This window comes from bacterium (genome assembly GCA_026708015.1).
GTDB lineage: Bacteria > Actinomycetota > Acidimicrobiia > Acidimicrobiales > Bin134 > Poriferisocius.
On sequence record JAPOVT010000043.1, the window covers coordinates 20,507 to 39,839 of the forward strand.

A 19,333-nucleotide genomic window follows, 5' to 3' on the forward strand; every position below is an offset into this window, starting at 1 on the left:
AGCCACCGCCAAGCCGCGCTCCTCATGTCCCAATAACTTGCGAACACCAAGGAACCTGCCGCCACAAACGGTCAGAAGCGTAGTTCAGGTGACAAATAAGTGTCCCTGACCCGATCCCCAAACTCGGGCCGAGTGAGTGCGTCGGGCCCGTCAGGCACCGCAACGCCCCGCTGAGCACAGTCCTCGGCCAGCGTGGCAATCAGGGTCGCCTCGTCGAGGTCGTCCAGGTGTTCGTCGTACACCTCGGCCTCGTGGGCGTCGTCAAACACGAAGGCCTTCCACGACAGCGACACCCGCACCTCGTCGAAGGCATGGACCACCGTCTCATGGCTGGGCTCTTCGATTAGCCACTGTCGATCGGGGGTGAGCGTGATGGTGGCATCGAATCCGTACTTGGCGTAGTCGGTCTCGGTGCCGATGGACTCAACCCGATGGGGCATGTAGTCGTTGTCGCCCATTACGCCGTAGTTGTAGGGGGGATCCACCGTCACCAGATCACCGTCCCAACCTTCGGGCCAGTAGGTGAACTCCCCGCCGACGCCCTCGTAGTACCAGCACACCGCGGTGGCGATCCGCACCCGCCAGCGGTCGAAGCACCCCGAGTGCATCATGCAATTGAGCAGCCAGGTGGGGTAGTCGTCCCGGCCGACCCCCCGAAAGGAAGGGATATCGGTGTGGCGGGCGTACTGGCCGCTGGGGGCGTTGATATTCACATAGGTGAAATAGGGGCGCACCACCTCGGCGCCATAGAGCCGGCGGGCGGCTTCGATGAACCGGGGGTTGTTAACGATGGTGTCGGCCCCCTCCACGGCCTGTTCCTCTGCTCCCCAGGTGGTGCGAAAAACCGGGGGAATGCGGGGCTCGCCGTCGACCACATCGACGAACGACGGGACGTCACCGGTGCGGGCGCCGGCCCGCAGGGCAGCCCGGCTCTCCACGAACTCAGCGCCGGCCAGCGTCAGCGGATGGGGCGACTGGCGCTGCAATATGCCGAGCAGCACTTCAGGGTCTTCCAAGGCCTGTTCCATGATGACCGGAGGCCGGGGCAGCGTCGTCGTGCGCATCCACGACACATTACGACACGGGGTAGGGTGGACCAGAAGGGCTCGCCCGAGTCGTCTGGAGTTTTCCGCGAGGAGCTTCCATGGAAACCACCACCATCTTGTTGCCCACCGGCGAGGTGAACGAGCCCGCCCAGCCGCTGGCCATCCGCAAGGACTCGCTGGCCGGCGCGACAGTGGGCATCATCGACAACGACATGTGGCGATCCATGGCCATCATGGCCGACGAGCTGTCTCGTCAGCTTGTGGACCGAGCAGGAGCGGCCGGAGTAGTGGTTCGAGCCAGCGGTCCCATGCACGGCGCCGATCCCGAGCAGTATCAGCAGGAGATGGAGGCCTTCCACGCCGAAGTCGACGCGGTGATCAGCGGTTTGGGCAATTGAGGCTCTTGCACGGCGTGGTGTATCCACGCCAGCAGCACGCTGGAAGCCATGGGAACACCGGCGGTGGGCCTGGTGACCGAGCAGTTCCGAGGCCTAGCCGAGGCCACCGCCCGGGGCCTGCGGGTGGACAGCCAGCCGTTGATCGTGTTGCCGTCGGGCTATGACGAGTGGTCTGAGGAAGACATCAGAGCTGACATCGCTTCCCGCCTCGACGACATCGTGGACGCTCTAGTGGCATGACCCATCGGGTCGCCACTGAGGACAGCCGGTCAATGATGAGATGACTCAGCGGGTTGACGTCGACGGCGGCGGCGACGAGGTAGAGACCTATCTGCGAGAGCGGGGCATGACCGACGGTTTGCCGATCGTTCCCCCCACCCCCGAGAGGGTTGCTGCTGCGGTCGCCGCCTCCGGGCTGGCGGCCGACCATGTGGTGAGCGACGTTCCCCCGCTGAATGCGCCGGCCACGGTGGAGAAGATCGCGGTCAATGCGGTGATGGCCGGCTGCGCCCCTGAGGCGATGCCGGTGCTCATCGCCGCCATCGATGCCTTCTGCGACCCCCAGATGAACGCCCATGGGGTCCAGACCACCACCAATCCGGTAGGGCCGATGCTGGTGGTGAACGGCCCGATCCGCAACCGGCTGGGCTTCAACTATGGGGCCGGGTGCTTCGGGCCGGGATCGCACACCAACGCCACCGTGGGGAGGGCTCTTCGGCTGGCCTTGGTGAATATCGGCGGGGCCATCCCCGGTGATGTGGACAAGGCGCCGCTGGGTTGGCCGGGCAAGGCCACCTCCCTGTGCGTGGCCGAGAACGAGGAAGCCTCCCCCTACCCGCCCTACCACACCGAAGCTGGGTTTGATGCCGAAGACGACGTGGTGACGGTGCTGGCCGTGAACGGGATGTGGCCCATCACCGACATGCACCACGAGGCCGACCAAGTGCTGCACCATGTGACCAATGGCCTGGCCATAAGCGGACCGTGCGGCGGTCACGACGCCCCCAACCCCTTCCCGACTGTGCTGGTGATGAGCCCGGTAATCGCCGAGATGGTGGCCAGCCTCATGCCCACCAAACAGGAACTGCGGGAGCATTTGTTCGCCGAAGCCCGGGTACCGCTGGACTTCTACCCCCCATATCGGCACCAGCCCACCCGAGACATGCTCGAAGGGTTGGGCGTGGCTATCGAGAACGACCGGGTGCCCATCGTGCTTGCCCCCGATCACTTCGTGATCCTGGTAGCCGGGGGCGCAGGCGGGCTTCAGTCGGCGGGGCTGTCGTGCATGCTGGGCATGCCCACCAGTCGGCTGATCGCTGCTGACTAGACCTCTGCCGGTTCAGCCTCTACTGGGTAGGCGAAGTGAACTAGTCGGCTCAGTGGACCTCAAGGCCGAGTTGCTCGAAGATCTCGGCCCGGCGCTGCTCGTAGGTCTCCTCGTCCATTCCCCCGGACTGGTACTTCTCGCTCAACAGGCGGAAGTCCTCATAGAGCTCGGCTTCTGACTTTCCGTTTGAGGAAGGAGCTTCTACCTCTTCCTCGAAGGGAACTTCAAGCTTGCCGTGACGGCGGGCCTGCTTGGCCGCAGCCCGCTCGCGCTTGTTCTTTTCCCGCTGTCGCTTCTGAAAGCTCTCTGATCCTCGACCCATGGCAATTCCTAGTCAAATGTTGTGTGCGCAGAAATGCCATTGTACGCCCTCCCCAGCGCTTTTTGGCACATTTCCAACCGGTTCCCGCTCGCCTTCTCAGGCGATGAACCGGTCCGCGAACCGCCGGAGCGAATCAACCGCTTTGCTGGTGCTCTCCCACGGCGTTACCACCAGTCGGTGGGCGCCGGCGTCCTCCCAACGGCGGAGGTCGTCGAGGGTCTCGCACCGCCCCTGGGCGGTGATCTCGATGTCGGGCGCACCCAGCTCGGCCAGGCGGTCGGCGGCGGCCCGGACCGATTCGAAGGAGTCGCCCATGCCCATCCATCCCTGGTAGCGGGCCGCCCGCCCTAGCGCGGCGTCCGACAGCCCGCCCACCAAGATCGGGGGATGGGGCTTCTGGACGGGCTTGGGCTCGAAGGCCACCGGCTCGAAGTCGTAGAACTCGCCGTGGTGCTCCACCTCGGGCTCGGTCCAAAGCCGCACGCACACGTCCAGGGCCTCGTCGAGGCGGCGCCCCCGGGTGCGGGGGTCTATCCCTGCAGCCGCCCATTCGTTGCGCAGCCACCCCGCCCCCACCCCCACCAGCGCCCGCCCGTTGCTGACGTGGTCCAGGGTGGCGAAGCCCCGGGCCGTGGTGAACGGGTGGCGCAGTCCAGCCAGGTACACGTACACCCCCAGGTTGATGCGGGTGGTTTGACCAGCCAGGTACGAGAGGTAGGCCGGGGCATCGTAGACCGGCACGGTGGCGGACACGTTGGGGTGGTCGACGTCGCCCAGCGAACCCTCCATCTCCACCGGGAACACCAGATGATCGGCGATCCAGCACGACTCGAACCCAGCCTCATCGGCGGCCTGGGCCACCTCCACCCATGCTCCCGGGTGCAACGAGATGAAGGGGAACCCGAACTTCACCCTCAGCAACCTAACGGACCACCAGCGGTGGCCTTACGATGGCCAACGGAGACCGAGACTGGAGAGGGATCCTGGACCGCAAGTTCGCCACTGCCACCCTGAACAGCCTGGGTCTTGACGCCGACACCCGGCTGCTGGCAGTGTGCGCCGGAATCGAGGACTGGGAGCTGCTGTCTTCGCTGGGATTCACCGATATGGTGGTGTCCAACCTCGACGAGGCGTTCGCCCCGCTGGTGCCGGATGGGGCGTGGTCGTTCCAGGACGCCCAGTCGCTCTCCTTTGAAGACCGCTCCTTCGACTGGGTGTTCGTGTCCGAGGGGCTGCACCACTGCCGCTCCCCCCACCGGGCGCTGGGGGAGATGTACCGGGTGTGCCGGAAGGGGATCGTGGCCATCGAGGCCCGTGACAGCGCGCTGATGCGGCTGGCCGTGCGGATGGGCATGGCCGACGACTACGAGCTGGCTGCGGTCACCGACCAGGGGTTTCACACCGGAGGGCTGGACAACACCAGCGTGCCCAACCACGTGTACCGCTGGACCGAGTCCGAGGTGGTGAAGACCCTGCGGTCCTACGACCCCACCGGTGAGCCTCGCGTCGAGTTCCGCTACGGCCTGCGCCTGCCGACAGCCGAGGCCACTGGCCGCCGTCGGCGCCTGGCCGGACAGCTGGCCAAACCTGCCCTGCGCCTGCTTTGCACCCTCTTCAAGCGCCAGTCCAACCAGCTGGCCGTCATCGCCCGCCGCCCAACCGAGCTCTACCCCTGGCTCCACCGAGTAGAGGGCCAAATCCAGTTCAACCCCGACTATCGGCGATAGCGGCTCAATCTGTAGGCGCAGGCGCGCCGGCGCCCAGGCCGCCGTCGGCGGCGTAGTCGCCGCCGGTGCAGTAGGAGGCTTGGTCGGAGGCCAACCAGACCACCAGGTCGGCCACCTCTCCGAGGTCGGCCATGCGCCGCAGCGGCACGGTGGCCCCGTAGTGGCGCTCGTAGTCCTCGTCTTCCCACCCCGGTCGACGGGTCATCGCGGTCCGCAGGGGACCGGGCACCACCGCGTTGACTCGGATTCCGGAGTCAGCCAGCTCCAGCGCCGCCGTGCGGGTTAGCCCCCGGATGCCCCACTTGGAGGTGGAGTAGGCCGGCATCCCCACCGTACCCTCGAATGCGCTGGGCGAACTCAAGTTCACGATGGACCCTCCCCCGCTCGACGCCATGGTCGGCGCGGCGGCCTGGATGCCCAGGAAGGTGCCCACCAAATTGGTATCGATCACCTTGCGGAACTCGGCAGGATCGCACTCCAAGATCGGGACCACCCTCGTGATCGCCGCGTTGTTGATCAAGATGTCCAGGCCGCCGTCGGTGGTGGCGGCCGCATCCACCGCCGCGGCCCACTGCTCGGCGTCGGTCACGTCCAACTCGATGAACTCGGCCCCCGCCTCGGCAGCAGCCGCGGCCCCGTCGTCCGCTCGCTTGTCGGCTGCGGTCACCAAGGCACCGGCCGCCACCATGCGGCGCACAATCTCTGCGCCAAGACCCCGAGCCGCGCCGGTGACCAGCGCCACCTTGCCTTCCAACTCCTTTGACTTCATCTCCATATGGCTGACAGGCTACGCCGTTATGAGAAGTTGGCCGGTGTGAGCACTCTCGCACCCGCTGCTACCGGCCGCCGATTGGGCGAACGGGAGTTCATCCTTTTCATCGCCATGATCAGCGCCGTGTCGGCGCTGGCCATCGACACCCTGCTCCCGGCGTTCTCGGAGATGCGGGATGCGTTCAACCTGCCGGAGGACTCAACCGGCCTGTCGCTCACCATCACGCTGTTCTTCGTGGGCTCGGGCATCGGCAACCTGGTCTACGGCCCGATGGCCGATGCACTCGGTCGAAAGCGCATCCTTGTCGGAAGCATGGTGCTGTACGGCCTGGCGTCGCTGATGGCCACCCTGTCTGTGACATTGGGCATGGGCATAGTGACGTTGCTCAACAACCGGGCGCTGCACCGATTCCGGAATATCCGGCTATTGCCGGTCGGCCCAGATGACCCCGACATCGTATTGATCGAACACCTGGTCTGAGGTCATCACAGGTATCCCCAGTTCCCCTGCTTGACCGATCAACAATCGGTCGAAGGGATCGCGGTGGTGGAGGGGAAGCGCACCGGCGAACAGGGCATGGGAGTGCTCGATGGCTATTGCCGTAAGGCGGGAGCTGGCAATCCTGCTGAGAACATACTCCGCGGGCGGTTCGGGAAGATCAAGGCGTCCCAGTGCGTGTTTGATGGCAATCTCCCAAGACGATACGGCCGACAGCAGCACCCTTTGGCTTGAATCGGCCAGCATTGACTGGGCCGAGCTTGAAAGCCGGTCTGGTGCCGCGTGCATCCACAAGAAGACTTGGGTGTCCAAAAGGACGGTCGAGGTCACCGGCCTTCAAATGCATCAAGCAGGTCGTCGGGAAGCGGGTCGTTGAAGTCGTCGGGCACCGAGAAGCGGCCCACGTCTCGGCCCAGCTCTCGTGGTCCCTCGGGGACCACGGCAACAAGTTTCGCAACCGGGGTGCCGGACTTGGTGATCAACACTTCTTCCCCCGCAATCGCTTTTCGGATCAGCTTTGACAGTGTTGTCTTCGCCTCGTGCATTCCCACCGTCAACATGTCGTAAGCATAACCGCTCACAGGCATACCTAGCTAATAACTTAGCTAGAACCTCACTCACAAGATCACAGGCCCCTAGACCGTCAGGCAGGCGGCACTCCGGTCAAATTGCAGTCGGACAGCAGCCCACCGTCGATGACGATGGCCTGGCCAGTGATGGCCGAGGACTCATCTGAGGCCAGAAACAGCACCAAGTTGGCGATCTCTTCTGGCTTGATGGTCCGGCCCAGTGCGTGCATAGCGGAGATCTCCTCATGGGTCTTCAGACCGATATCGAGCACCGCTCCGTACATGGGCGTCTCCACCACGCCGGGGCAGATGGCATTGACCCGGATGTTCTTGCGGCCCCATTCCACCGCCGCTGTGCGGGTCAGGTTGATGAGCCCGGCCTTGGCTGTGCAGTAGGGAGCGTTGCCCGGAGAGGCCACCACCCCATAGATCGAAGAGGTACTGATGATCGACCCTCCTCCTTGAGAGGCCATGTGGGGGATGGCCGCCTTCATGCCGTACATCGCCGCGGTGAGCATCACCCGCAGGCTGGAATCCCAACCCTCAGGGTCGAGTTCGGGAATGTAGCCACCGCTGCTTGTAGCGGCGTTGTTGAACAGCACATCGATGCGGCCGAACTCCGAAACTGCCCGCTCAACCGCATTGGTGACATCTTCCAGTGAACCCACGTCGCAGTGCTGGTACACCGCCCGGGCCCCGCCCTCAGTCAACTCGGCCACCAGCTTCTCGCCCGCCTCGTCCACCAGGTCGACCCCCAACACAGCGGCCCCCTCTCCCGCCAGCCGACGCATCGCGGCCATACCAATGCCCCCGCTAGCGCCAGTCACCAACGCAACCTTTTCATCCAACCGACTCATTGCCAGCTCCCTTCCCCAAGAACTTCAGTTAGTGCGCCAGTCTCGCGCGCCAATTGTGCTCAGCTCGCCACAAAAGACCACAAGGTCCGGTCGGCTGGAAGGCTCGTCCGCAGTGGTAGCACCCCGTACAGGATTCGAAGGCTCTGCAAAGTCCCAAGTAGATTCGCTATAGACGGCGGTCTTTCTGTTCTGTCCCCCAATCAGTCCCACACATAGCGAGTCGTATCGCAGGGTAAGGGCTTTGGCTCAGAATGGCGGTTTCAGGTAGTCAGTATCGTCTCGGACCATGTCGAAGTGGGCCCGATCAAGATAGTGGTTCCACAGGTTGTGATGTCTGATGCGCAGCGGCCCGCGGTTGTCGCCGGGGCCTAGCCAAGTGGCGGTCTCGATGCGCTTGCCGATCCTGACCGCGGCCTCCAGAGCCGGCAGCAAGTCGGTGTCGGCAGAGAACACGACCGCGGCGTCGTAGGCACCTGTTCGGGCCATGTCCACCAGATCGACCGCCAACATAACGTCGATGCCCTTCTCGCGGCCCACCCAATGTTCCTTCCCCCGTCTCATCGTCTCGATGTAGTCCATTGGCCGGGAGCACACCTTGACGCCCGCCGTGCTCACCCAGCGGGCCATCTGGATCTTGGTGGCCCGCTCCAAGTCGGCACCGCTGCGCGTGTCGGGAACAGCCCGGTAGATACGAAGGCCGGCCAGCACCCTGCCGGGGTCTTTGCCTCGGCCCAGATCGCAGAGCAGCTCCCCGACTCTCAGCGGGTGGACATGGCCGACTTGCACTGGGGGATCGGCCCCCTCAAAGAACGAAGCGCGGGCGCGGTGATACACATTCTGGTAGTCGATGAACACAACAACGCGATCGTCAGGCACGAGACAAAAAGTAGCCCCGCCATGCCCTGGAGCCAGGGCAGGCGGGGAGGAATACGATTACTGTACCCGCGCGAACTGAACTCAACAACCCCATTTGTCAAGAAGGCGGATCACTCTGGCGTGACCCCCTGAGGTTGGTCCACCTGATGTGTCACCTGTTTGTTGGACTGGGTTTGCGGGAGTCAGGCGGCGTGTGGTTGTTGTCGGTGGCGTCACTCGAACTCGGCGGGTGAGATGTTGCCGAGCGATGAGTGGCGCCGGGTCCGATTGTAGAAGATCTCGATCCAGTCGAAGATCGAGGTTGCCCGTTCGGCGAGACCGACATCGCGCAGGACTTTCGTTAGCGTCATGTCACTAAGGGGCCTGCCGGCCCTGAGCGGCGACGGGAAGACTATACCGGAGCCGTCGTGAAGGCCTTTGGCCCCTTGCAGTACTTCGAGGGCGGCATCAGACATCGGCACACGGTGCTCGTTTGCGGTCTTCATTCGATTCGCTGGAATCCGCCATTCGCAGGCATCAAAGTCGATCTCCTCCCACACAGCGTTGCGGGCCTCGCCTGATCGGGCGGCGGTCGAGGGGATTTAGGGCACAATTGGGTCCGTCTGTGAACAGCGACAAACTGTAAGAAGCACCCCGTACGGGATTCGAACCCGTGTTACCAGATTGAGAATCTGGCGTCCTAGGCCTCTAGACGAACGGGGCGGGAACGCTGAAGTGTACCGGCTGCTTTCGGGATCCGGCGACCCGAATAGTCACGGGCGGGCTTGGTAGATGATGTTGGCGTTGGTCTCGGTCACGCGCTCGAAGCTGGAGTAGCCAGCGGCGGTGAACACTTCCCGCATGGCGGCTTCGCCGGCTTGAGCACCCATCCCCAACCCGACGGGTTGGGCCAGTGAGCATGGTATTCAAAACACCGCGGAGGCGCCGTACGACGTGGCCGCCATCGGGTTCTCAGTCAGATTGCGGAGGTGGCCGTCTAAGGCGAACGGCTCCACCATGAGCACTGAACCGCCCTCGGCAAGCTGGCTGCGGGCGTGGGCGGCGATGCCCACCGGGTCGCCCATGTCGTGGAGGCAGTCCAAGAAGAAGATCACGTCGTAGGTGCCCTGGTAGCCCTGGGAGTCGGCCACCTCGAAGGAGGCGTTGCCCACACCTGCCTCGGCGGCCACCTCCCTGGCCTGGTCGATGGACGGGCCGTGGAAGTCGAACCCCGTGAAGTGGGATTCGGGATAGGCCGAGGCCAGGATCTGCACCGAATCTCCGCAGCCGCAGCCCACGTCGGCCGCGGTGGCCCCGGCCCGGAGCTTTTCGTCGATTCCATCGGCGGCCGGTATCCACTCGTTGGCCAGATACATCTCGTATTGGGGGCGGAAGAAGCGGGCGGTGGAGGTGAACAAAGAGGGATGGTGATCGCCCCACGCCAATCCGCCGTCGCCTCGGAAGGCGTCGAGGATGTCGTCCATATCGGCGAACATGGCCCGGAACATGCCGATGCCGCCGGCCAAGAACGCGGGGCTCACCTCCCAGGCCAGCACCGCGGCCGCCTCATCGGTCAACTGGTAGGTGACATCCTCGTCGCCCTGGCCGTCGATCTCCACCAGCTCGACGGCAGCCTGCTGGCGCAGCCACTCGGTGACCAGGCGGGGATGGCAACCAGTCGCTTCGGCCAAGGCATCGGCAGTCATCGGTCCCGCCCCGGCCATGGCCTGATACAGGCCCAGCTCGTCGCCGATGTAGACCATGGCCATGGTGGTGGCCCCGGCCATGTGGGTCGCCACCTCGCCGGCCAGCTCGGTTACCCGATCAACGTCGATGTCCATGTCAGTTCCTTCTCGGTGATGTACCGGCTGGAACCCTAGTGGTGTCTACGTGGCCTAGCGGCGAGTGGTGCGGCGCTTCCACCCGGCGGCGGCCAGGTTGCCGCCGTCCACATGGATGGTGGAGCCGGTCACGAACCGGGAAAGATCCCCGGCCAGATACACGATCGCCGCGGCGCAGTCGTGAACCGAGCCGCCCTCCAACCACGGTTGAGGGGCCAGCTGCGATCGCTCGTCCGTGCTCTCGTCGCCGAGCATCCTCTCGCCCTCGGTGGGGATCACGTCGGGGGCGATGCAGTTGACCCGGATGCCCGCCGGCGCCAGCTCCAGCGACAGGCTCATGGCCAAATTGGCCTGGGCCGCCTTCATCGCCGAATAGATGGAGAAGCCGGGACCGGCCCGATGGGCCTCGATGGAGGTGACGTTGATGATCGACCCCCCTTCGCTCATCAGCGGAATGCATCCCCGGATGAAACCGGTGACCTGGGTGAAGTTCTCGGCAATGAGCGCGGCCTCACCCTTGAGGTTGATGTCGGCAAACGGGGAGCTGAATGTGCCGCCGGCGTTGTTCACCAGCACGTCCACCCGCCCACAGGCTTCTCCCACCTCGGCCAGCCAGGCGTCTCGGGGCTCGGGGTGACGCACGTCGAACAGCCCGGTCAGGCAGCGGCGGCCCAGTGCCTCTACCGCGGCGGCAGTGCGGGCCATATCGTCGGCCTCCCGGTCGCAGATGGCCAGATCGGCGCCGAACCGGGCCAGGGCCACTGCGGTGGCCGCGCCGATCCCCCGGGCACCGCCGGTGACGATGGCCACTTTGTCGGTGAGCAGCACACTGGATGGGTCGAGGATGTTGTCTTCGCTCCAAATTGGGTCTTTGTCGCTCTTGAGACCGCCCAACGTCCACTCCCAATCAGTCATACGCCTACTCCCACAGCAGAGCCGATCCCGAAAGTGATGGCCGCTGCGGCGGCAACAAAGGCAAGCTGACGAAGCGAGCCCCGCACAATCGAGCGGCCGGTGGCCAGCGCCAACGCACCGCCAATCATTACGGCGCCCACCCCTCCGAGGATGATCGATGCCACGATGGCCCCATTGCCACCACCGAAGAACCACGGCAACAACGGCAACATTGCACCCAAGGCGAAGGAAATGAACGAAGACATGGCGGCAAACACCGGATTGCCCAGCTCGTTGGGATCAATTCCCATCTCCTCTCGGGCGTGGACCTCCAAGGCCTTCTCAGGGTCGTCCATGATGTTGGCGGCCATCTCCCGAGCTATGTCCTGGTCTATTCCCCGCGACTCGTAGATCTCGGCCAGCTCCTCCACCTCGTGCTCCGGATTGCGGGCGTGCTCTCGCCGCTCCATGTCCAACTCGCGCTCCAACAGCTCTCGCTGAGCCTGCATCGACAAGTATTCGCCCGCAGCCATAGAAACCGCACCGGCGATGAGCCCGGCGATCCCCACCAGCCTCACCAGTCCCTGCCCCGAAGTGCCTCCGGCCACACCCAAGATGATCGCCATATTGGACACCAGGCCGTCGCTCGCCCCGAACACCGCCGCCCGGTACCCGCCCCGGGCCACATTGCGGTGATGGCCCTCACCGAGATGCCCCGAGCCGCTCCTCTTCCTTGCGAACACCGTCTCAACCTACCGTTTGAATGGGTGCATTGGCGGTGTATGGTAGAAAAATAATATCGGTTCTACCATGAGAGAATTTCAATGAGTCTCAATATCAAGAATGACGAGACCTGCCGACTGGCCAGTGAGTTGGCCAATCTCACCGGCGAGACGATGACCGGGGCAATCACCGTGGCCCTGCAAGAGCGCCTCGAACGCGAACAGCGCAGCCGTAGTGTTGAAGCCCGCATGGAAGCGATTGAGGCCATTGCCCAACGCTGCTCCAAACTTCTTCGTGATGGCGGCCCATCAGCGGTGGACCACGGCGACTTCTTGTACGACGAGCACGGGGCTCCGAAGTGATCGTGGACACCTCGGCCGTGCTGGCCATCCTCCTCAAAGAGTCCGATTACGAGCACTACAAGAGAGCGATTGCGGAAGCCGAGCGCTGCCTCATGTCTGTCGCCAACTTTGTCGAGTCCACCATTGTTCTTGAAGGCCGTGTCGGTTCTGGTGGGGGCCATGAACTCGACCTCCTCATCGAAGAATCTCCCATCCAGCTCGTTGCGGTCACCGCCGAGCATGCCCAAGCCGCTCGCCGGGCCTGGCGGCAGTTCGGCAAGGGCAACCATCCCGCGGCGCTGAACTTTGGGGACTGCTTCGCCTACGCCTTGGCCAAGGAGACTGGGGAACCTCTCTTGTTCAAGGGCAACGACTTCGCACTCACCGACATCGAAGCTGCGTAGATCCGCTAGTCATCACGATCAGACCCCATCGCGTGGCGCCAGCACGATCTGCTCCTCATCATCGGCTCTCACCACCCAATTGTCGCCCCGGCGGAAGACTTCGGCGCCGGGTGCGCTCAGGTCGTCACCATCTCGAACCCAGCTCACCGCCTGGCTCATGGCCACTTCAACCAGCCCGGCACGACCGGCGGCTGTGGCCTCCGCCGCAGCACGACAGGCCGCCAACCCAGCCACCGGATCGGCGGCCGCGTCGCCAACGAACCACGGCAGTCCGCCGTCCGGGTCTGACAGCCACAGGCCCCCGCTCACTGCGGCGTCGTCACCAAATCCGGCCCGCCCGTCGCCGTGCCCGGAGATCGAAACCCAAACCAGCCCACAACTCTGGGCCACCTCCAATCGGTCGATACCCCAATTGACCCACACCCGGGGCCGCAGGCCGTCCACGACGACTGCCGATTCCCGGCACAGATCCAGAAATTGGCGGTGACCGTCCTCGGATCCCAGGTCGATAACCGTGTCCTGCTTGCCCCGGTTCAATCGCTCATAGAACGCGGGAGAGCCGTACCGCGCCCCGTCGGGACGGTTTGGCGCCTCTATCTTCAGCACCTTGAATCCGATGCCGCCCAGCAGCGACGCGCACAGCGGGCCAGCCCACAGCGAGCTCACGTCCAGCACCAGATTGCGGCCTGATCCCGCCGGTCCGGCGTCGGTGAGCGAACAGGGCTCGGCAGGCGGCAAGGGACGGACTGCTTCCCCCACCGCCAAGCCCAGCCATTCGGCCCGCTCGATCAGCTCAACCACCGGCTTGTCCCGCACCCCTGCGGCCACTTCGGCCCACACGTCGTCCCCGGCCAGATCACCGATCTCCAGCCAAGCGGGAACCGCTTCGGTGTCGGTGCTGCGGGCCAGCGACACCGCCAACACGCCGTCGGCCGCCGCCACCATGCGGCACGCTCCTCCCACCGACACGGCGCCTCTTCGACTACGGCCCACAAGTGCCGCCCGCTCCCCAAGAAAGCCGGCGGCATTGGTCCTCAGTGCCTGTCCGCACAGCTTGGAGATGTCGCTCACCACATTGTCGAGCCGCTCCAGCCAGCGTCCGGATGCCAGCGCCGGAGGCCCGTGCTCCGGGCCGCTCAGCCCCATGAGCCCGGACTCGGCCCAAACCAAAGCCGGATGGCGCCCGGTCGAGGGTGACGACTCCATAACCGCAGTTTGTACCTGTTGAGGCTGAAGGGAAAAGATTGGGAGATATCTCCCAGGAGGTAGGAATGGACTTGAAACCGGGTAGCCGCCTCAAGAGCTCGGTGTGCGACACCGAGCTGATCGTGGTGAAAGCACCAAGCGGCGATGTGGACATCACCTGCGGCGGTTCGCCGATGGCCGATCCGGCCGATGCCGAGCGCAACGGCGAGGTTGCCGCCGGTGCTGCCGATGGCACCGCCCTGGGCAAGCGCTATGTGAACGAGGACGAATCTCTCGAGGTTCTGTGTACCAAGCCCGGCGACGGCTCGCTGGCACTGGGGGACACGCCACTGAGCCTGAAAGAGGCAAAACCCCTCCCGGCCTCTGACTAGCCAGGGCAAACGCCCGCCGGGAGACGCACCGCAGAGAATGAGCCCATGAACCTGATGATGCTGCTGGAGATGGCCTCCAGCGGTTTCGGCGACCGCACCGCGGTTGGATCCCAGGGGCAGGGGCTTACCTACGAGCAGCTGTTCCAGCGGTCCGGCGCCGCCGCAACCCACTTCAGGGAGGCGGGCATCGACCGGGTCAGCCTGGTGGATGTCAGCAGCGAGGCTCTGCCCATAGCGCTCTTCGGCTCGGCTTGGGCCGGAGTGCCGTTCGTTCCCCTCAACTACCGGCTGACGGTGCCCGAGCTGCGCCATTTGGCCGCCGAAGTAGCTCCCTCGGTCACGGTGTGCAATGACGACGCCCTGTTGGCCATCGGCGACCTTGACGGCGTGCGAGCGGTTGTGCGGCCCGATTTCCTGTCCCAATGGGCCGAAGGCAGCGCCCCTGACAGCGACTGGAACGTCGATCCGGACGAAATCGCCATCCTCCTCTACACCAGCGGCACCACCGGAGCGCCCAAGGCCGCGGTACTGCGTCACAAGCACTTGGTGTCGTACATCATCGGCTCGGTGGAGTTCATGGGGGCGTCCGAAGACGAGGCCACCCTGGTGTCGGTACCCCCCTATCACGTGGCCGGCATGGCCGCGATCTTGAGCTCGGTGTACGCCGGGCGCCGCATCGTGCAACTTCCCAACTTCGACGCCGCCGACTGGGTGAACCTGGTCCGTGCCGAGGGTGTCACCCATGCCATGGTGGTGCCCACCATGCTGGCCCGCATCGTGGACCACTTGGAGGACGTCGGAGGCGGGCTCCCCTCGCTGCGGGCCTTGTCGTATGGCGGCGGCAAGATGCCCGCTCCGGTCATCGCCCGAGCACTGGAGTTGCTGCCCGAGACCAACTTCGTGAACGCCTACGGCCTCACCGAGACCAGCTCCACGGTGGCCGTGCTCGGCCCCGATGAGCACCGCGAAGCCCACCGCTCCGACGATCCCGCCGTGCGGGCCAGGCTGGGCTCGGCGGGCCGACCGCTGCCCGCCATCGAGGTGGACATCCGCGACGACGAGGGCGAACCGGTTCCCACCGGCACCTCCGGCGAGATCTGGGTACGAGGCGAGCAGGTTTCAGGCGAATACCTGGGGCGGAACACCCGGGTCACCCCCGACGGCTGGTTCCCCACCAACGACGGCGGCTCGCTCGATGACGACGGCTACCTGTTCGTGGAAGGCCGCATCGACGACATCATCGTGAGGGGCGGGGAGAACATCTCCCCCGGCGAGATCGAAGACGTGCTGTTGAGCCACCACTCGGTGGCCGACGCCGCCGCGGTCGGCGTGCCCGACGAGCAGTGGGGCGAGGCGGTGGCCGCGGTGGTGGTGCCCGCCAAAGGGCAAACGGTGGACATCGCCGAACTCCAGGAGTTCGTGAAGACTCAGATGAGGTCGTCACGCACCCCGGACCGCATCGAGGTGCGCGACGAGCTGCCCTACAACGAGACCGGCAAGCTCTTGCGCCGGATCCTAAGAGATGAGCTCGCCAGTTCAAACGACAGGTCTGGCTGAGGCCAGGTCGCTGCTGTCGCTCCCCTACGCCGGGGAGGACTATGGACTGGCCGACTGCCCGGTGATTCTCGTCGAGCTGACCGCGGCCGACCTGTCGCAATGGCCGTCGCCCGAAACAGCCGATCTGGTGAAGAGCACCCCCGCTGTGATCGTGGCCTCCGTGCCCGACGACCGGGACCCCGCCGATGCCCCAAAGCTGGCCGAGATCTGCGACCCCTTCGACATCGTGCTCGCCTCTGGCGACCTCGAAGTACCGCTGGCCGTGGCCGCCGACGAGGTCGACCAGATCGCGGCCGCGGCAGCAGCATCGCCCGCCGCGGCAGTGGCCCTGGTCCAGCTCCTGCGCCTGAGCCGAGACCGCTCCACCGCCGACGGGCTGGTGGCCGAGTCACTGGCCTACTCCACCCTTCAGTCCGGCCCCCAGTTCCAAGGTTGGCTGGCCTCCCAGCCCAGCCGTCTGGTTCCCGACAACCCCGAGCCCGCCGTGCTGGCCGAGCGCGCCGGATCAACCCTGCGGCTCACCCTCAACCGGCCCGAGCGCCACAACGCCTTCAGCGCCGAAATGCGCGACGGGCTGGTGGAACAGCTTCGGGCCGCATGGGCCGACCCCACCCTCGACGGCATCGTGCTCGAGGGTGCCGGGCCCACGTTCTGCTCCGGCGGCGATCTGGCCGAGTTCGGCACCACTCCCGACCCCGGCACCGCCCATCGGGTCCGCTCGGTGCGCAGCGCCGCCTTCTGGATCGACCGGCTGGCCGCCAAGACCCGGGCCATGGTCCACGGCACCTGTGTCGGCGCCGGCGTGGAGCTGCCTGCCTACGCCCACGACGTGGCCGCCCACCCCGACACCACCTTCCGCTTGCCCGAGGTGGCCATGGGCTTGGTTCCCGGTGCGGGCGGCACCGTCAGCATCGCCCGCCGCATCGGCCGCCAGCGCCTGTGCTACTTCGCCCTCACCAACACCGAGATCGACGCCACCGCCGCCCTGAGCTGGGGCCTCATCGACCGCATCGAGGGCTGAGACGGAGTCATCCGCCAGTCGATGTCAGAGTTATGGCAGCAACTAGGCCGACTCTGGAACGTCGAGAAATTGTCGCAAGGCTTCCCGGTGGACACTGCTGACCGTCATGCCATCCTTCTCCGCTCTTGCAGAAATGGCAGCCCGGAGCTCAGCTTCGATCCGTACCGTCACAACCTCCAAAGGCTCAGAACCCATGGGTGGGCGCCCCCGCCGGCGAGCACGAAGCGCCTCAACGTCGTAGTCGGTTGTCTCTACCTCGACAGCAATGCTCTCTACGTCATCGTCAGTGAGCGCCCGTCCGGTTTGTGTTTGGTATGTCTTCTCGTTGGTCATTCCTGTTCTTCCCGCTTTGCAAGCTCCAAGAGTGTGAAATACGCAGGCCTGAGGGCCATGGCGTGGATTACAAGCCGCTCCCCGTCGCTCAACTCAAGCCAAATCATCTCCAGCATGTTGCCGGAGGGGTCCGGTCCGATTGCCAGGACCCTGGGAGGGTCTCCCTCAGAGTCCAAGTCAAAGACGGCCATGGCATGGTCAAGAGCATGAAGTATTTCTTGATCGCCGAATCCATGCTTTTTCGCCGAGCTGTGGATCTCCACACTCGATTATTGTATTACGAAATTGGAGGATTTCAACCGAAGGCTAGAAGAGGCTGGGGACGCCCAACTCGGTTCCGCCGGTGACGGGGAGGGTGGCGCCGGTGATGTAGGCGGCTTTGGGGGAGGCCAGAAAGACGATGGCGTGGGCCACGTCTTCGGGTTCGCCCATGCGGCCCAGCGGGTAGCGGCGGCCGAAGTCGGCCTTCTCCTCGGGCGTCATCGAAGCGGTGAGGTGCATAGTGTCGATGGGGCCGGGGGCCACCGCGTTGACCCTCACATCGGGGCCATACTCGGCGGCCAAGTCCCTGGTCATGGCGACCACCCCGGCTTTGGCAGATGCGTAGGCCACATGCGGGGTGGTGAATCGCATCGCGGCGATGGAGGCCACGTTCACCACGTTGCCCCTGGCCTCGGCCAGCGCGGGATAAGCCCGGCGGATGAGCAGGAAGAACGAGCGCAGGTTGGTGGAGAGCTGGTCGTCCCACTCCTCGGGGGTGATCTCGGCGGTGGGCTTGAGCACCCATACCCCGGCGTTGTTCACCAGCACGTCGAGGCGCCCGAAGGCAGCCAGAGTGTCGTCGATGATGGCGTGGGCATCGCCGGTGTCGCCCACATCTCCGCCCAGTCGCAGCGACAGTTCTTCCACATCGTTGAGGGCCTCGGCATTTAGGTCAGCCCCTACGACCGTCGCCCCGGCTTCGGCGAACTCAACCGCCGTGGTCCGCCCTATGCCCCGGGCTGCGCCGGTGACGATCACCACCTTGTCGGCGAATTCGGCCACGCCCCGACTACAAGCGCTCGATGATGGTGACGTTGGCCTGGCCGCCGCCTTCGCACATGGTCTGCAAGCCGTAGCGGCCACCGGTGCGCTCCAGCTCGTTCAACAGGGTGGTCATCAGCCGGGCCCCGGTGGCCCCCAGGGGGTGGCCCAGAGCGATGGCCCCGCCGTTCACGTTGACCTTCTCGTGGGGCACGTCGTGCTCGCCCATCCAGGCCAGCACCACCGGGGCGAAAGCCTCGTTGCACTCGAACAGGTCGATGTCGTCGATGGTCATGCCGGTTCGGGCCAGTGCATATTCGGTGGCCGGGATGGGGCCGGTAAGCATGAAGATGGGATCGGCGCCCCGCACCGACATGTGGTGGAAGCGGGCCCGGGGCTTCAACCCGTGGTCGGAAACCGCCTGCTCTCCGGCGATCAGCATGGCACAGCCCGCATCGGAGATCTGGCTGGACACCGCGGCGGTCAGCCGCCCGCCCTCGGCCAACGGCGACAGGCTGGCCATCTTCTCCAAGGTGGTGCCCCGCCGTATGCCCTCGTCGAACTCCAGGTCAGCCAGGGGCAGTATCTCGTTGGCAAACCGGCCCTCGTCGGTGGCGGTGGCCGCCCGCTCGTGGCTGGCCAGCGCGAACTCCTCCATCTGCTCACGGCTGATGTCCCAGTGCTCGGCGATCAGCTCAGCGCCCCGGAACTGCGACACCTCCTGGGTGCCGTAGCGATCAACCCAGCCGTCGGAACCGGTGAAGGGGTCGGGGTCTTCCACCCCCACATGCTGGGCCACCTCCATGGCCGAGCCGATGGGAATCATGCTCATGTTCTGCACGCCGCCGGCCACTACCATGTCGTTCACCCCGGCCATCACCGCCTGAGCGGCGAAGTGGACGGCCTGCTGGGCCGATCCGCACTGGCGGTCGATGGTGGTTCCGGGAACGTGTTCGGGCAGTCCGGCGGCCAGCCAGGCGGTGCGGGCGATGTCGCCGGCCTGGGGGCCGAGGGCGTCCACACAGCCGTACATCACGTCGTCCACCGCAGCCGGGTCGACACCGGTGCGATCGAGAAGCCCGAGGATGGGATGGGCCCCCAAGTCCGCGGGGTGGATCTCCGAGAGGCTGCCGCCCCGTCGTCCCACCGGGGTGCGGACCGCGTCGATGATGTATGCCTCAGCCATGGCTGCTCCTCTTTCCGATACTTGAAATCATCGCGGTTCTCGGGGAAGGCCCAACAATTTGG

24 protein-coding genes, 1 tRNA gene and 2 pseudogenes are annotated in these 19,333 nt (G+C 65.2%); 10 read left to right on the forward strand and 17 right to left on the reverse strand.

Translation table 11 applies throughout. The features are described 5' to 3' along the window. Nucleotides 1-71 precede the first annotated feature (71 nt). Complete coding sequence (locus OXG30_09400; protein ID MCY4135113.1) at nt 72-1,064, reverse strand: hypothetical protein; 993 nt, start codon at nt 1,062-1,064, stop codon at nt 72-74. An 80-nt stretch (nt 1,065-1,144) separates the two neighbouring features. On the opposite strand from OXG30_09400, the gene OXG30_09405 reads away from it, so the two are divergent. The 3 genes from OXG30_09405 to OXG30_09415 are packed head-to-tail and all read left to right on the forward strand — an operon-like array spanning nt 1,145 to nt 2,771. Beyond that, a complete protein-coding gene (locus tag OXG30_09405) occupies nt 1,145-1,444 on the forward strand; it encodes a hypothetical protein (protein MCY4135114.1) in 300 nt (99 codons plus the stop codon). Nucleotides 1,445-1,492: 48 nt separating this feature from the next. Continuing rightward, nucleotides 1,493-1,684 (forward strand): hypothetical protein, encoded by a 192-nt coding sequence (locus OXG30_09410; GenBank protein MCY4135115.1) that lies wholly within the window; start codon nt 1,493-1,495, stop codon nt 1,682-1,684. Between the two features lie 40 nt (nt 1,685-1,724). After that, nucleotides 1,725-2,771, forward strand: a complete 1,047-nt coding sequence (locus OXG30_09415) for a hypothetical protein (GenBank protein MCY4135116.1) — start codon at nt 1,725-1,727, stop codon at nt 2,769-2,771. A 49-nt stretch (nt 2,772-2,820) separates the two neighbouring features. On the opposite strand, the gene OXG30_09420 is transcribed toward OXG30_09415, so the two are convergent. Both OXG30_09420 and OXG30_09425 read right to left on the reverse strand, forming a co-directional pair. Further along, nucleotides 2,821-3,093, reverse strand: coding sequence for a hypothetical protein (locus OXG30_09420; GenBank protein MCY4135117.1), 273 nt, complete (start codon nt 3,091-3,093; stop codon nt 2,821-2,823). Between the two features lie 96 nt (nt 3,094-3,189). After that, nucleotides 3,190-4,005 (reverse strand): TIGR03619 family F420-dependent LLM class oxidoreductase, encoded by an 816-nt coding sequence (locus tag OXG30_09425; GenBank protein MCY4135118.1) that lies wholly within the window; start codon nt 4,003-4,005, stop codon nt 3,190-3,192. Between the two features lie 38 nt (nt 4,006-4,043). Here OXG30_09425 and OXG30_09430 point away from each other — a divergent pair, with 38 nt between their 5' ends. Next, nucleotides 4,044-4,820 carry a methyltransferase domain-containing protein gene (locus OXG30_09430; GenBank protein ID MCY4135119.1) on the forward strand — a complete coding sequence of 259 codons (777 nt, stop codon included), beginning with the start codon at nt 4,044-4,046 and terminating at the stop codon, nt 4,818-4,820. Nucleotides 4,821-4,824: 4 nt separating this feature from the next. Here the strand turns inward: OXG30_09430 and OXG30_09435 are convergent, their stop codons facing one another. Beyond that, nucleotides 4,825-5,595, reverse strand: a complete 771-nt coding sequence (locus OXG30_09435) for an SDR family NAD(P)-dependent oxidoreductase (GenBank protein ID MCY4135120.1) — start codon at nt 5,593-5,595, stop codon at nt 4,825-4,827. A gap of 39 nt (nt 5,596-5,634) precedes the next feature. On the opposite strand from OXG30_09435, the gene OXG30_09440 reads away from it, so the two are divergent. Then, the gene (locus tag OXG30_09440; protein ID MCY4135121.1) at nt 5,635-6,072 is read left to right on the forward strand and encodes an MFS transporter; all 438 of its coding nucleotides are present in this window, start codon (nt 5,635-5,637) and stop codon (nt 6,070-6,072) included. Here the strand turns inward: OXG30_09440 and OXG30_09445 are convergent. From OXG30_09445 to OXG30_09485, 9 genes and pseudogenes are all read right to left on the reverse strand, one after another. Beyond that, nucleotides 6,016-6,420, reverse strand: coding sequence for a type II toxin-antitoxin system VapC family toxin (locus tag OXG30_09445; GenBank protein ID MCY4135122.1), 405 nt, complete (start codon nt 6,418-6,420; stop codon nt 6,016-6,018). The two genes, OXG30_09440 and OXG30_09445, sit on opposite strands and share 57 nt — an antisense overlap. Next, nucleotides 6,417-6,650, reverse strand: a complete 234-nt coding sequence (locus OXG30_09450) for a type II toxin-antitoxin system prevent-host-death family antitoxin (protein MCY4135123.1) — start codon at nt 6,648-6,650, stop codon at nt 6,417-6,419. Before OXG30_09450 ends, OXG30_09445 begins: the two co-directional genes overlap by 4 nt. An 83-nt stretch (nt 6,651-6,733) precedes the next feature. Beyond that, a complete protein-coding gene (locus OXG30_09455) occupies nt 6,734-7,516 on the reverse strand; it encodes an SDR family NAD(P)-dependent oxidoreductase (GenBank protein ID MCY4135124.1) in 783 nt (260 codons plus the stop codon). A gap of 246 nt (nt 7,517-7,762) precedes the next feature. Then, nucleotides 7,763-8,392, reverse strand: coding sequence for an NYN domain-containing protein (locus OXG30_09460; protein ID MCY4135125.1), 630 nt, complete (start codon nt 8,390-8,392; stop codon nt 7,763-7,765). Nucleotides 8,393-8,712: 320 nt separating this feature from the next. Then, a pseudogene (locus tag OXG30_09465) lies at nt 8,713-8,973 on the reverse strand (tyrosine-type recombinase/integrase). 48 nt (nt 8,974-9,021) lie between these two features. Further along, a tRNA-Glu gene (locus OXG30_09470) sits at nt 9,022-9,094 on the reverse strand. A 50-nt stretch (nt 9,095-9,144) separates the two neighbouring features. Continuing rightward, nucleotides 9,145-10,206, reverse strand: a pseudogene (locus tag OXG30_09475) (class I SAM-dependent methyltransferase). A gap of 60 nt (nt 10,207-10,266) precedes the next feature. Continuing rightward, a complete protein-coding gene (locus OXG30_09480; protein MCY4135126.1) occupies nt 10,267-11,127 on the reverse strand; it encodes an SDR family NAD(P)-dependent oxidoreductase in 861 nt (286 codons plus the stop codon). After that, nucleotides 11,124-11,849: a VIT1/CCC1 transporter family protein gene (locus OXG30_09485; GenBank protein MCY4135127.1), complete on the reverse strand. Its 726-nt coding sequence runs from the start codon at nt 11,847-11,849 to the stop codon at nt 11,124-11,126. The genes OXG30_09480 and OXG30_09485 overlap by 4 nt, the downstream gene beginning before the upstream one ends. Before the next feature lie 81 nt (nt 11,850-11,930). Here OXG30_09485 and OXG30_09490 point away from each other — a divergent pair, with 81 nt between their 5' ends. Both OXG30_09490 and OXG30_09495 read left to right on the forward strand, forming a co-directional pair. Next, nucleotides 11,931-12,191, forward strand: a complete 261-nt coding sequence (locus OXG30_09490) for a type II toxin-antitoxin system VapB family antitoxin (protein MCY4135128.1) — start codon at nt 11,931-11,933, stop codon at nt 12,189-12,191. Next, nucleotides 12,188-12,574 (forward strand): type II toxin-antitoxin system VapC family toxin, encoded by a 387-nt coding sequence (locus OXG30_09495; protein MCY4135129.1) that lies wholly within the window; start codon nt 12,188-12,190, stop codon nt 12,572-12,574. Before OXG30_09490 ends, OXG30_09495 begins: the two co-directional genes overlap by 4 nt. An 18-nt stretch (nt 12,575-12,592) precedes the next feature. Here OXG30_09495 and OXG30_09500 read toward each other — a convergent pair whose 3' ends face one another. Continuing rightward, entirely contained in the window at nt 12,593-13,780 is a 1,188-nt protein-coding gene (locus tag OXG30_09500; protein ID MCY4135130.1) for a CoA transferase, read from the reverse strand. 65 nt (nt 13,781-13,845) lie between these two features. On the opposite strand from OXG30_09500, the gene OXG30_09505 reads away from it, so the two are divergent. The 3 genes from OXG30_09505 to OXG30_09515 are packed head-to-tail and all read left to right on the forward strand — an operon-like array spanning nt 13,846 to nt 16,729. Further along, nucleotides 13,846-14,151, forward strand: a complete 306-nt coding sequence (locus tag OXG30_09505; protein ID MCY4135131.1) for a hypothetical protein — start codon at nt 13,846-13,848, stop codon at nt 14,149-14,151. Nucleotides 14,152-14,196: 45 nt separating this feature from the next. Then, nucleotides 14,197-15,708 (forward strand): AMP-binding protein, encoded by a 1,512-nt coding sequence (locus OXG30_09510; protein ID MCY4135132.1) that lies wholly within the window; start codon nt 14,197-14,199, stop codon nt 15,706-15,708. Beyond that, complete coding sequence (locus tag OXG30_09515) at nt 15,674-16,729, forward strand: enoyl-CoA hydratase/isomerase family protein (GenBank protein ID MCY4135133.1); 1,056 nt, start codon at nt 15,674-15,676, stop codon at nt 16,727-16,729. Before OXG30_09510 ends, OXG30_09515 begins: the two co-directional genes overlap by 35 nt. 329 nt (nt 16,730-17,058) lie before the next feature. On the opposite strand, the gene OXG30_09520 is transcribed toward OXG30_09515, so the two are convergent. Genes OXG30_09520 through OXG30_09530 form a run of 3 tightly spaced genes read right to left on the reverse strand, consistent with a single transcriptional unit; the run spans nt 17,059 to nt 19,271 of the window. Beyond that, complete coding sequence (locus tag OXG30_09520) at nt 17,059-17,325, reverse strand: hypothetical protein (GenBank protein MCY4135134.1); 267 nt, start codon at nt 17,323-17,325, stop codon at nt 17,059-17,061. Between the two features lie 43 nt (nt 17,326-17,368). Then, a complete protein-coding gene (locus OXG30_09525; protein ID MCY4135135.1) occupies nt 17,369-18,106 on the reverse strand; it encodes an SDR family NAD(P)-dependent oxidoreductase in 738 nt (245 codons plus the stop codon). 7 nt (nt 18,107-18,113) lie between these two features. Beyond that, nucleotides 18,114-19,271, reverse strand: a complete 1,158-nt coding sequence (locus OXG30_09530; GenBank protein MCY4135136.1) for an acetyl-CoA C-acetyltransferase — start codon at nt 19,269-19,271, stop codon at nt 18,114-18,116. Between the last annotated feature and the right edge of the window lie 62 nt (nt 19,272-19,333).